Annotated in this window: 7 protein-coding genes; 1 reads left to right on the top strand and 6 read right to left on the bottom strand. The window is 53.4% G+C overall.

Annotated elements, in window-relative coordinates:
• Positions 1-233: 233 nt before the first annotated feature.
• The 3 genes from BIS10_RS13350 to BIS10_RS13340 all read right to left on the bottom strand — a co-directional run bounded on the left by BIS10_RS13350 (position 234) and on the right by BIS10_RS13340 (position 3,305).
• On the bottom strand, positions 234-1,907 hold the full coding sequence (locus BIS10_RS13350) for an AMP-binding protein (RefSeq protein WP_253505887.1): 1,674 nt from the start codon (positions 1,905-1,907) through the stop codon (positions 234-236).
• A 165-nt stretch (positions 1,908-2,072) separates the two neighbouring features.
• Positions 2,073-2,852, bottom strand: coding sequence for a class II glutamine amidotransferase (locus tag BIS10_RS13345; RefSeq protein ID WP_253505885.1), 780 nt, complete (start codon positions 2,850-2,852; stop codon positions 2,073-2,075).
• 27 nt (positions 2,853-2,879) lie between these two features.
• Positions 2,880-3,305: a hypothetical protein gene (locus tag BIS10_RS13340; protein WP_253505884.1), complete on the bottom strand. Its 426-nt coding sequence runs from the start codon at positions 3,303-3,305 to the stop codon at positions 2,880-2,882.
• A 62-nt stretch (positions 3,306-3,367) separates the two neighbouring features.
• Here BIS10_RS13340 and BIS10_RS13335 point away from each other — a divergent pair, with 62 nt between their 5' ends.
• Positions 3,368-5,440, top strand: a complete 2,073-nt coding sequence (locus BIS10_RS13335; RefSeq protein WP_253505882.1) for a S9 family peptidase — start codon at positions 3,368-3,370, stop codon at positions 5,438-5,440.
• Here BIS10_RS13335 and BIS10_RS13330 read toward each other — a convergent pair.
• The 3 genes from BIS10_RS13330 to BIS10_RS13320 are packed head-to-tail and all read right to left on the bottom strand — an operon-like array spanning position 5,406 to position 12,047.
• Positions 5,406-6,017, bottom strand: coding sequence for a biliverdin-producing heme oxygenase (locus BIS10_RS13330; protein ID WP_083024550.1), 612 nt, complete (start codon positions 6,015-6,017; stop codon positions 5,406-5,408). The two genes, BIS10_RS13335 and BIS10_RS13330, sit on opposite strands and share 35 nt — an antisense overlap.
• Positions 6,007-7,494 carry a GAF domain-containing protein gene (locus BIS10_RS13325; RefSeq protein WP_253505880.1) on the bottom strand — a complete coding sequence of 496 codons (1,488 nt, stop codon included), beginning with the start codon at positions 7,492-7,494 and terminating at the stop codon, positions 6,007-6,009. The genes BIS10_RS13330 and BIS10_RS13325 overlap by 11 nt, the downstream gene beginning before the upstream one ends.
• Positions 7,494-12,047, bottom strand: coding sequence for an EAL domain-containing protein (locus tag BIS10_RS13320; protein WP_253505878.1), 4,554 nt, complete (start codon positions 12,045-12,047; stop codon positions 7,494-7,496). The genes BIS10_RS13325 and BIS10_RS13320 overlap by 1 nt, the downstream gene beginning before the upstream one ends.
• Positions 12,048-12,253 lie beyond the last annotated feature (206 nt).

Below are 12,253 nucleotides of genomic sequence, written 5' to 3'. Positions count from 1 at the left end.
ACGCGAGAGCCGCTCCTGATCACGCAGCATAACGTGGCTCAGCGACTCAGTGAGCGCTGTTAGCGAGGAGGCGTTGTCTTGTGGGGTATCGATGCGGGGTGAGTGCGTGTCGGTGGTCACGTTAGGCTCGGTTCCATCTCAGAATAAACGTCGGCCCACTCGTAAGTGGGCCGACCATTGTAACGCTTTCGCGAACGAGACGCCTAACGCCTACTTGACCGAGTGTTCAACCCTTACGGCGCATGGGTTGTTTCCTGGTCGCGCAGTTGGCGACGCAGCACCTTACCGACGTTGGTTTTCGGTAGCTCGTCGCGGAACTCGATGTACTTGGGTACTTTATAGGCCGTTAGTTCTTTCTTACACCAAGCACGCAGCGTTTCAGCGTCAAGCTGACTGTTTTTGGACACCACAAACAGTTTAATAGCTTCACCCGCGTTTTCATCGGCAACACCGACGGCCGCCGCTTCCAACACATCGGGGTGGGCGGCTACTACGTCTTCAACCTCATTGGGGTAGACGTTAAAACCTGACACCAGGATCATGTCTTTTTTACGATCAACGATCTTGATATAGCCATCGTCCTGCAGCACGGCAATATCGCCGGTATGGAACCAGCCGTTTTCATCAATGGCGTTGCGCGTCTCTTCCTCACGCTGCCAGTACCCTTTCATGACCTGCGGGCCTTGCACGCAAAGTTCGCCCGGCTCACCAAACGGTACATCGTTACCATCAGCATCAACCACTTTCACCGAGGTGCCCGCTACCGGCTTACCAATCGTCCCCAGTTGGATCGCATCGTTAGGGTTGAAGCTGACAATCGGCGAGGTTTCCGTTAGGCCATAGCCTTCGGCGATCGGGCAGCCAGTGGTATCTTCCCAGCGCTGGGCAGCCGCTTTGGTTAACGCCATGCCGCCTGAAATAGTCAGCTTCAATTTAGAGAAGTCGAGCTGCTTGAAATCGTCCCGATTGCACAGCGCGTTAAACAGCGTATTGAGGCCGATAAACCCCGTGAACGGCAGCCCCTTCAGCTCTTTAACGAAATTAGGCAAGTCACGGGGGTTAGTGATCAACAACGAATGGTTGCCAGTTTCCATTAAGAACAGGCAGTTAACGGTAAAGGTGTAGATGTGATACACGGGCAGCGGTGCAATCACCAGCTCTTCGCCGTCCGTGAGATGCTCGCCAATCGCTGAGCGCGCCTGGAGCATGTTGGCCACCAAGTTACGGTGGGTCAGCATCGCCCCTTTGGGCATACCGGTGGTGCCGCCGGTGTACTGAAGCGCCGCTAGGTCATCCATATTGCGCTCGACGGGGGTGTGCTTCAGCGACGCCCCCTTCTTCAGAGCATCTCGGAAACCGACGGCACTCGGAAGCGAATAGGCAGGCACCATTTTTTTAACGTGCTTCACCACCGCGTTGATCAACCAGCGTTTAGGCGCATCGTGCAGATCAGCAAGCTGTGTGACTAAGACGTGCTTGATATCCGTTTTATCGAGCACTTTTTCTAATTTGTCGGCCATATTAGCCAGAATCACAATGGCTTTGGCATTGGAGTCTTTAAACTGATGCGCCATCTCCCGCTCGGTGTACAGCGGATTGGTGTTGACCACTACTAACCCCGCCCGCAAAGCACCAAATACGGCGACAGGAAACTGCAGTACGTTCGGCAACTGAATGGCGATTCTGTCGCCCGGCACCAAATCGGTTTCATGCTGCAGCCACGCAGCAAAATCAGCTGAAAGACGATCAAGGTCGGAAAAGCTCAGCGTCTTGCCCATGCAGGTGAAGGCGGGCTTGCTGGTAAAGCGCGAGACGGCTGACTGAAAAACATCCGTAATAGAGCTGTACTGTTCCAAGCCTTCAAGCGCTGGGCCGCGTAAAATGGGGGTGCTGGCGTGTTCGCTCATGGGCAATCTCCGCTATCCGTGTCGATGTTTGACCGACCTTGTTATTGTGGCGAGGTTATTTAAAGAGACTAAACGCCAACGATATACGACGTTCAAGATACTGTAAAACGATCGATTGAAACTTACGTTTCAACTTTAGCTTATAACCCATAGAAATGGATAACACTATGGGCAGTATCGAGCGTGAATTTCTCCTTCCCGCCATACCAATAGCTCCCCAGGCACCATCCGATGCCACGCCTCGTTTTGGGTTAGCGGCTCAGTGGCAATAACAGAGACAATATCGTGTTGGGTCGTATGCTCGATGAAGTTCACGGTTATCTCCGCATCGGATAGCTCCGCCTCTCCAAAGGGAGCACGCCGGGTGATATGCGCTAACTTGGTCGAGCAGTAGCTATAAAGATAGACGCCGTCAGAGAGGAGTAGATTAAAAACGCCCAGCCCTCGTAGCTGCTCGCAGAGGTCATGGAGCTTTTCCCAAAGCGCTTCTGGGGCAGCCGGTGGCGTTGGAAACACCCGGCGCAACTCGCCCATTAACCAGCAAAACGCGTGTTCGCTATCGGTATTGCCAACCGGGGTGTAAACCCCCAAAGGCAGTTCCTGCCAATCACTTAATTGCCCATTATGGGCATAGCACCAGGGCCGCCCCCACATTTCACGAGTAAAGGGGTGCGTGTTGGCCAATCGCACGCCGCCTACGTTGGCTTGGCGAATATGGCTGATGACGACATTGGACTTAATCGGGTAATCACAGATCAAGCGGGCAATCGGTGAGTCCACGGAAGGATGCGGGTCTCTAAATTCGCGATAGCCGCCCTCTTCATAAAAGGCGATGCCCCACCCATCGCGATGAGGGCCTGTACCGCCACCGCGATGTAAAAAGCCTGAAAAGCTGAAGCAGATATCGGTAGGCACATTGGCACTCATGCCCAGTAGCTCACACATTGGCCCACTCCCTTGATGCCAGTCGCATTAACGGATAACCGGTTCGCGGCGGCGAGTAGGCTGTGGGTCCTCCTCCACTTGGCGGCGGGCAGGCGTGTCTTCAACAGGCGCAGGACGACGCCACCACCACAGCGCTACACCAATCCCCGCGCCTAGGGCTATCCCTAAGACTAACCAGAGCAAGCCGTTGCGCAGAGCACTGGCACTGTTCTCAAAAACACCCACGGCGGCGACCATAGCGGACGGTGCCCAACCGCTATAGAACTCACCCTCTTCGACCAGTGGCAGCCGATAACTGGCAGGCATCCACATCGCCCCCGCCACGCCCCATGTCATGATGAGCCGAGGCAAACGCGGCAAAAATGCCATTCCAAAGTAAACCGCTAGCAGCACCAGCAGCGAAAGACCGTAATAACTGAACCACAGCAGTGACATTGAGTCTGCAAACAGCATAATACCCCTCATGTGGGTGGAAGCACCCGACGTTGATTTCCCGTTATGGTACCTATCAATTTATGAAAGCACAGCCTGGTATGCACGAAGGCTCGCCCGTAGCGCGCTATTATCGCGCCGATGACCCTGAATGGCACTGGTTAGAAGACCGCGAAAGCGCTGATGTCAGCGATTTCCTTACCGCAGCTAACCAGCAGCATGCCGACTGGTTTGCACCGCTCTCGCCCCTGGCGGACACCCTCTACCACTCGCATTTAGCGCGCCGTGAATTGGCGGTGAAAAGCTTAGAGACAGCGCTTGACCACTTTACGTTCTGGAGCGAGACCGGCGCGGAAGATGATTACCACTGCTGGTGGCGTTACCCCAACGGCCAACCTGAGCAAAAAAGCTGCTTTTTAGACGTTCGCGAGCGCGCTGCCGAGCAGCCATTCTACGATATGGGTGATATGGCGCTCTCCCCGGATGAGCAGTGGCTCGCCTGGACCGAAGATACCCAGGGCGACGAACGCTTCACACTCTGGTTAAAAGCACTGCCAAACGGCACGCCGCGCCAACTGCTTAGCGATATCGGCCCCAGCGTTTGCTGGGCAGAGGACCAAAACGCTGACGGCGCCACGCTGCTGTTTACCCGTTTCGACGATACCCAGCGCCCTGACAGCTTATGGCGTTTATGGGTCGCGTTCGCAGAACATGTGCCCATGCAAACACCGAACCTGGTGTTACGCGAGGCAGACCCAGAGTTTTGGGTAGGCGTGGGTAAAACGCGCTCTAAAGCGTGGTTGATCATCGAGAGCGGCTCAAAAGACACTACCGAAGTTCTCGCCCTGCCTGCCGATCAGCCCGAAACACCCCTCATTTGCCTGCATGCCCGCGAGCCGGGTGTGGAAGTCAGCATTGATCATCGGCCAGGAGTCTTTTATCGCCTGCACAACCAGACGGGCCCTCACTTTCAGCTGGATATGCGCGCCGAAAGCGATAACACCAGTTGGCAGCCGCTGATTGCGCATCGCGATGACGCTACGCTTGAGGGGGTTGATGCATTTGAGTGGGGCTTAATACTCGCTGAGAGAAGCCATCAGGATGCGCAGGTACTGTTGCGGCGCTTGGAGCTGGATAGCCACCATCAAACGCTGCTTGATAGTTACATTGACCTGCCCGAAACGCCCTGCTCACAGCTGCTGGAAGACTCGCCACACTTTAATGCGCGCACGCTGCACCTGCGCGAAGAGTCGTTTACCCACCCACCGAGCTGGTATGCCTTAGACCTCGATAGCGGTGTACGTACGCTGTTAAAACAGGTGCCCGTTCACGGCAACTTGGCACCTGAACAGTTAGTTAGCCGCAGAGTATGGGCCACCAGCCACGATGGCGAGCAAGTCCCGGTATCGGTGGTCATGCGAGCAGATTTGGCAGACCAGCCACTGCCCACCCTGTTATACGGTTACGGTGCTTACGGTGAAGCGCTGGACCCCTGGTTTTCTATTGCCCGCCTAGAGCTACTGGAGCGCGGCGTGGCCTTTGCTGTGGCCCATGTGCGCGGCGGCGGTGAGCGCGGCGAACCGTGGTACTTAGCAGGCAAGATGGCTCATAAAGAGAACAGCTTTCACGACTTTTTAGCCGCCCGTGAAGCGCTTGTGGCCACCCATATCAGCCAGCCTGAGCGGATAGTCGCCTGCGGTGCCAGTGCAGGCGGGTTGCTGGTGGGTACGTGCATCAACCGTGCGCCGGAGGCCTTCTGCGCGGCGGTGTTGGATGTGCCTTTCCTAGATGTGCTGCGCACCATGCAGAACCCAGAGCTGCCGCTCACCACCGCCGAGTACACCGAGTGGGGTAATCCTGAAGCACCCGATGTGGCTGAACGCATCGCCGGTTATTCACCTATCGATAACATCCGCTCGCAGCGCTACCCAGCGCTTTGGATTGAGGGTAGTTGGTTCGATACCCGCGTTAGCTACTGGGAACCCGCTAAATTCTACGCCCGAGTGAGCCAGGCACAGCAAGGGGCTGCGCCTATTCTGCTGCATACCGATATGAGCAGCGGCCACGGCGGCGCATCGGGAAGGTTTAAGGCGTGGCGCGATACGGCCCGCCAGGATGCGTTTATTCTGTGGGCGCTAGGGTTAGCGGAGGCGTAGCCGTCGCTGGCAGAGAGTCCGTTAACGCCTTAGTAAAACCACTAAACGCTTGCTGTGCGCCCCGCAATATCTGGGGCCATGAACCCGATGGGCAAATGGCCTCGGCAAAGCGCCAAAAACCCGCCCACCCGGCGGGTGTTAGCGGCGTCTCGGTAAAGAATCGGCAGGGAATCTGTTCACCAAGGCAGCGTTTGGCGTGTCGGCCTATCACTTCGCCTCCCAGGCGAGAACCTTCTAGCACGTATAACATGCCTACCATTTCATAAACGCTAGCTGGCACTGCAAAACACCATGCAGGCAGCAACGGCTGATTTAACTGCGTTAGATCGTGACGTAATAGCGGCTCACGCAGCGTCAGTGCATAGCGGCTGTTGCGCTTCTCTATGGCTTGACTTAACGCATTCTCAAGCCCCGCTGTGGCAGGATATAAGCAAGCTAGCGCTGCGCCGTAGGTAGCCATAGTCACGTCGGGACGTAGAAGAGCCCTCAATGCTGGATGATGATCCACCCGATGATGGTCTGCTTGTGTTTCCTGTTTTAACCAGTAGGCCAGCGTGACGGAAGAATCACTCTCCATCATTCCTCCATGGCATACTTTTCGCCTGCTGCAGTAAGGTACGTAACTTCAACAAATAGAGCCGAGTGCTCGCTGACCAAGGTCGGCTATAGCCAACTCGTTGCTCAATCCAGGATTCAAATGAGCGTCTTGGCGAAACCGTCCTACTACCTTCCCGGTAGTCAACGGGCTTATCAGGGTTACCGCCCCAAACCACTTCGTAAAGATGTTCAACACGGCATAGGTAAAGATTGACGAAATGGTGCTGATCTAATGGCAAATCACTGATTAGAGCCACACCGGCCACCTCACTCAATGGCATATCGCTACAATCACGCCGCAAGCAATCACTGATCCATACATTAGAGGACGCCTGAGCCGCCTGTTGCGCCACTATCTGCATTACATTGGGCGTCAAACCAACCCCTTTCTGATAATACTCACCACCCATTTGCAACATCACTCCATCTGCTGCAAACGTATCCATTAACCACGCGCTGAGCTCGTCCCAGGCACTCTCAAGCTCGCCGTGGCGCATCAATACAGCTTTCGCATGGTCAAAATAGTGCTGAAGACCATCGATAACATCCAGGCGTCTGCGCGCTTTATAATCACGTAAGCGCAGATTAAATCCCTCACTTAGCGAACGCATGGCCTGCAACTGGCTAACGGTGAGCTGCCGAGGCTGTGCACAGTGGCAGGAAATCAACGCATCCAACTCTCCCGCTTGAATAATCGGTAGAGAAATCGCCCCACTCACGCCCATATTGGCCATATATTCCAAGTGAACGGGTGAAACGCTGCGCAAATCGACATAACTTAAGTCAGGCGTTACATTGGCCTCTGCCGCGAAAATAGGTACTGGCGCAGCAGTAGCGTCTGGAATGGTTCGCCACGGGTTCTTTAGATAAAGTTCGCGAGCAATATAGGGAATGTCGCTCGCCGGAAAGCGCAGCCCTTGATAGCTTCCTGTCACTCCCTCCCGGCGGGCCTCCGCCAGCACTTCACCATCACCTTCAGGCATGAAGCGGTAATAGAGCACCCGATCAAAACCACTCAGCGTTAATAGTGCCTCTATAAGTGACTGGCACTGCTCTGCCAGCTCATCCGCGCTTACTGGCACTGGAATAACGCCATTAAGCATCGCCATGGGGTCTGGGTGAGTTTCCACCGGATAGAGCTCATACACCCATCCGCCCTCATTGGGCGTGACCACCACATCAAATTCTTGCTGTGGGCTATCGCACTGGCCCACATAACGCCCACCAGGGGGTAACGCAGGCAGCACCGAGGCAATGTCGCGCAGCATCGCTGGCAAAAACTGGCCAAGTGAAACGCTGTCAGCAGCATCGTCCAGTAGCGTTTTACAGTTGGCGGAAAGGTGCGTAACGATGCCTGATGAATCGGTTATGATCAGTGCACCGTGGGGCTGAATAGCCCCAGATAGGTGGAGCTCTTCCTGCTCGCACTGATGTATAAAACCACGGGGTTGGTCCATTAAGTCGCATCCTGCGGGTGGTATTCGGTATTACTACCATTGACGGAAATTAAAGCGGCAAAATCAGCCAGCGCTAGTGGTATGGACAGCAAATAGCCTTGAACAAAGTCGCAGCCGTTTTCAACTAGCCAAGTAAGCTGCGCCTGCGTCTCGACCCCTTCGCCAACAGTACAAATACCGAGTGCTTTTGCCATGCCTAAAATAGCTAGGGCAATCGCTTGATCTCCTTCATCTTTTCCGCCTAACCCATCAACAAAACTTTTATCAATTTTCAATTCTGCCAAGGGCAAGCGTTTCAAGTACGCCAGCGACGAGTAGCCGGTACCAAAATCATCTACCGCTAGCTTGATACCTGCTTCGCGCAATTTTTCGATGTTGCCAAGCGCTGCACTGGAGCGATCTACCAAAGTACTTTCGGTGATTTCAACCTGCACCAGCGAGTGCGGTACTCGATATTGCTTCAAGCAATTAAAAAGATGCGTCACAAACCGCTCTTCCTGAAAACTACGCGCTGAGACATTCATAGCAATAGGCGGTGGGTTGAGCCCCTCATCTCGCCATGCGGCTAACTGGCGTATCAATAGCAGGGCTACATAGCGGTCGAGTTCCAGTATCAACCCAGTGGCCTCGGCAACGGGAATAAAATCGGCGGGACTCACTGCGCCCAAGACCGGGTCGTTCCAACGCAATAGCGCTTCCGCGCCAGAGAGTCGCTGCTCAGACACGCAAGAAAATTTAGGTTGGTACACTAACCGTAACCGTTTGTGCTCCATGCCTTCACGCAGCGCCTGCTCAATGGCTACATCGCGCATTAAACGTGCTTGAAGCTCGGGCTTGAACAGCTCAAAACGGTCACGGCCGTTCTCTTTGGCCCGATACATGGCAGTATCAGCTGCTTTGGTCAGCCCTGCTACGTCATCACCATCATCAGGGCAAAACGCCAAACCAATGCTGGAAGTCACAAACAACGCATGTCGACGAACATCAAAGGGTTTTGAGAGCGCTTCCACAATGCGCTTGGCAACCTGCTCCGCACCTTCGATGGTGGTATCCACGAGAATAATCGTGAACTCGTCTCCCCCCAGGCGAGCCACGGTATCCATATCGCGCACTAATTCCTTTAACCGGCTTGCCACCTGAATTAAAAGTTCGTCGCCAACGTCATGCCCTAAGGTATCGTTGATGCTTTTGAAGTTATCCAGGTCAAGAAACATCAATGCGCTTAGTTGCTCACTACGCTTTGCATGAGCAATCACAACCTGCAAACGGTCCTGAAACAAGGTGCGATTAGGCAACCCAGTGAGAGCATCATGGGTAGCCAGATATTCGGCTTGGCGTTGAGACTCTTTAATATGTGTAATATCTGAAAAAACAGCCACATAAAGTGCATCATCATGGCTATCGGGTGCAATAATGTTAAGCGTTAACCATTGCGAAAAGAGCGTCCCATCACGACGTTTGTTGAAGACCTCACCCTGCCAATAGCCGTGTTGCTGTACGACATCCCATAAGACATAGCAAGTTTCAGGAGTTTGACCTCCTCCTTGGTTCTCTTCATCACAGTACAATAGGGGAAGTGCAGGTTGCCCCTCCACTTCACTAGCAAGAAACCCCGTAATGCGACTAAAAGCGTTGTTGACCGATTGCACCTCACCCAGGGCATTGATCACAACAATCGCTTCTCCAGCCTGCTCAAATACTTTGGCTGCCACTTGCATATCCCGCTCAGCGTGCTTACGCGCGGTGATATCCTCTGACTCGGTCAGAATCAAGTAAGGGTGACCTTGTTCATCACGAAGCACTTGGTGTACACACGACATAATACGCAAGCCACCACCCTCGCTTGGTAGCAGGTGTTCTGCCTTGACTATCTGCTGATAGCGAAGTGCTTCTAGATCCCGCGACCACACTGAACCTGCATAGGCGTCAGGAAATAACTCAAATACATTCCGCCCAATGAGCTGCTCCTGGGTTAGCCCAAACGTGTTCAAAAACTGGGGATTCGCAAAAGTATATCGTCCGTTAAGATCTTTCAGCGCAATCATCACCGTGCTGCTTTCCATCAGCGCATGCAACTGTGCCTGGGACTGGCGGAGCTTGGCCTGTACCTGGCTAAGGTCGGTAACGTCCATTAAAGTGACGACTAATAATTCAACATCTCCATGTTGATTAACTCCAGGTGTAATCAGCCGCTGGAGCAGCCTCCCATCAAGCTCGAGGATGTTCTCATCTGGCGTTGCCTGATGTGCTACCTGGATCAACGCGTCCTCTAAATCGTTAAGGACAGCAGGCAGTCTAAGCCCAGAGACATGACGCTGTAATGCCGTCGGGCGAACGCTGAAGTAGCGCGCCGCTGGAGCGTTATAGCGTTTGAGACAAAATTCGTTATCGAATACAAGCAGCGGAAAATCTAGCGCATCATAGAGATAGGCATATTCATCATTTAGCTTAGTGAGCTCGCCAGTCTTAATATTAAGCTCTTCATTAAGGCTGATTAGCTCCTCATTGGTGGCCTGCAACTCTTCATTGGCAGCCTCTAGCTCTTCGTTAGTTGCCTGCAATTCCTCATTGGAAGCCTGCGCCTCTTCATTGAGTGACTGCATTTCTTCATTGGCCGTCGCCAACTCTTCAATGAGCGACTGCAAGTGCTCTCGAGTAGCCTCCAACTCCTCCTCAAGGCTCTCAAGACCATCAAGTTGCGGCGGCTCCATGAGCTGGTCTAATGGCACGTTGGTGGGCTTTTCACTCTCTAAAAGTGGCGACAATACTACCAATATTCGTCGGTCATCTTCTTGCTCAGTGAGCCCCCGCACACTCAAACGCCACCACTCGCCCTCATAGCGTCGACGCCGCCCTAGCTGAGGTATCCGTTGCTTTTGGAACTGGTGAAGCAGGGACATTAGCTCGCCACGAAAGGGGGCACTCATGACGTCCTGAATGCCTACTTGGGTGCGGCCTGCAGGAAAACGTAAAAAGCGCTCCACATCTCCTGCCGTATGCTGAACATTGCCGCGCGCATCGCACAGTGCAACGGTGGCGCCCATATGGGCCACTAGCGCATCAAGCAGTTGCTGCATATCCCGATCACGCCGTTTTAAGGGCGAGGCGGCCCGCTGGGCAACCGGAGCATGTTCATTGAGTTCTCGACTTTCGCCCTGCTTGGTAAATAAGCGCTCACGTCGATCTAGTGGGGTAAACAGCGTCTCAGAGCGACCAACACTCTCGGAGCGCCCCAAAAAGAGAACACCCTTGACTCGCAGCCCAAAATGAAAACGCTGTAGCACTTTCGTCTGAAGTTCATGATCGAAATAGATCAATACATTGCGGCAGGTAATCAGGTTTAAGCGCAAAAACGGCGGGTCATCAACAAGATTGTGTTTAGCAAACACAATCATATCGCGTAGGATTTTGTTGACTTCAAAGGTGTGATCATTCTTTACAAAGTAACGCTCTAGCATAGGCTTGGGCAGCGCCTCTAGGGCTGCGCCGAGATACCGGCCTCTACGAGCGATTTCCAGCGCGTCTTCATCAATATCAGTGGCAAAAATCTGTACAACCACTTGGCTGCTTAAAATACGCTTTGCCTCAGCGATCATTAGCGCAATCGAGTAGGCCTCCTCCCCAGTTGCACAACCCGCCACCCAGATTCTCAAAGGCGTGTTGTCCACCTGCTCGACCATATGGCGTACCGCTTTTTCAAGCGCTTCAAACGCGCTAATATCACGAAAAAAGGCGGTAACCGATATGAGAATGTCGCGGCCTAGCTGCTCAAGTTCAGCAGGTTCACTTTCAGCTAAGGCAAGATACTGATTCATATCCGTAACATTTGTTGCTATCAAACGACGGCGTATACGTCGGCTTAAGGTACCCTGCTTATAGCCAGAAAAGTCCAGTTGACGACGCTCTTTTAGCAGCTCAAGTAGCCGCCTTGGTACCTCAATCTGATTGCCTTCAAGGCTGGCGCATTCAAGCCGGGCAAGCTTGGCCAAGCGTGACGCCATTTCTTCAACATTTAAAATGTAATCAATAACTCCTGCGTCTATTGCAGACTGAGGCATCCCATCATATTTAGCACTTTCAGGCGTCTGCACCATGGTCACGCCGCCCGCCGCTAGAATCGCCCGTAAACCTGCAGTGCCATCCGACCCGGTTCCTGACAGGACAATACCCACCGAGGCCTCATGAGCATCAGTGGCTAATGACACAAAGAAATCATTGATTGAAGGCTTCGGCACTACATGCGGCAAGGCGGGTGTTGTGTAAAACACGCCCTCTTTTATAGTGGCATTGGTATTAGCAGGTACTACATAAATAACCCCTGCTTCAGGGCGCTGGAGGCTTTCAAGCCGTGTTACCCGTAGCTGGGTTTCACGGCTAAGAATATCCACTAGCATACTCTTATGGGTAGGCGAGACATGCTGCAGCACTACATACGCCACCGGCAATGCGGGATCAAGCGGACGAATCAATTTCGAGATAGCTTCGAGCCCGCCAGCAGAGGCGCCTATTCCCACCACCAATGGCGAAACGGAGGCAGAGGTTGCAGCAGTCATGAGGTTCCTTTGCTAATCGAGAGATCTTTTCGCCAGTCTACACAGCTCGATAGCAAAGCTATACGGTCTCTTTCGATAAACTATCAACGTTAGCGCTGGTTAGCATATTGAATCGCCCCAGGTTTCGTAGACACCTCCAGGCCTTATACTAAAGGTATCTAGGAGGAACCATGAGCCATCCCCGCTACACTGAAGAATTCAAAATC

The organism is Halomonas sp. 707B3, assembly GCF_024158645.1.
In the GTDB taxonomy this organism is placed as follows: Bacteria; Pseudomonadota; Gammaproteobacteria; order Pseudomonadales; family Halomonadaceae; genus Vreelandella; species Vreelandella lionensis.
Note: the sequence above shows the minus strand (reverse complement) of the source record. Positions and strands in the feature narration are given on the sequence as shown.

Excerpts from the sequence above, each read along its gene's own strand:
- BIS10_RS13350 (WP_253505887.1), bottom strand. The coding sequence starts at position 1,907 with ATGAGCGAACACGCCAGCACCCCCATTTTACGCGGCCCAGCGCTTGAA.
- BIS10_RS13345 (WP_253505885.1), bottom strand. The coding sequence starts at position 2,852 with ATGTGTGAGCTACTGGGCATGAGTGCCAATGTGCCTACCGATATCTGC.
- BIS10_RS13340 (WP_253505884.1), bottom strand. The coding sequence starts at position 3,305 with ATGCTGTTTGCAGACTCAATGTCACTGCTGTGGTTCAGTTATTACGGT.
- BIS10_RS13335 (WP_253505882.1), top strand. The coding sequence starts at position 3,368 with ATGAAAGCACAGCCTGGTATGCACGAAGGCTCGCCCGTAGCGCGCTAT.
- BIS10_RS13330 (WP_083024550.1), bottom strand. The coding sequence starts at position 6,017 with ATGGAGAGTGATTCTTCCGTCACGCTGGCCTACTGGTTAAAACAGGAA.
- BIS10_RS13325 (WP_253505880.1), bottom strand. The coding sequence starts at position 7,494 with ATGGACCAACCCCGTGGTTTTATACATCAGTGCGAGCAGGAAGAGCTC.
- BIS10_RS13320 (WP_253505878.1), bottom strand. The coding sequence starts at position 12,047 with ATGACTGCTGCAACCTCTGCCTCCGTTTCGCCATTGGTGGTGGGAATA.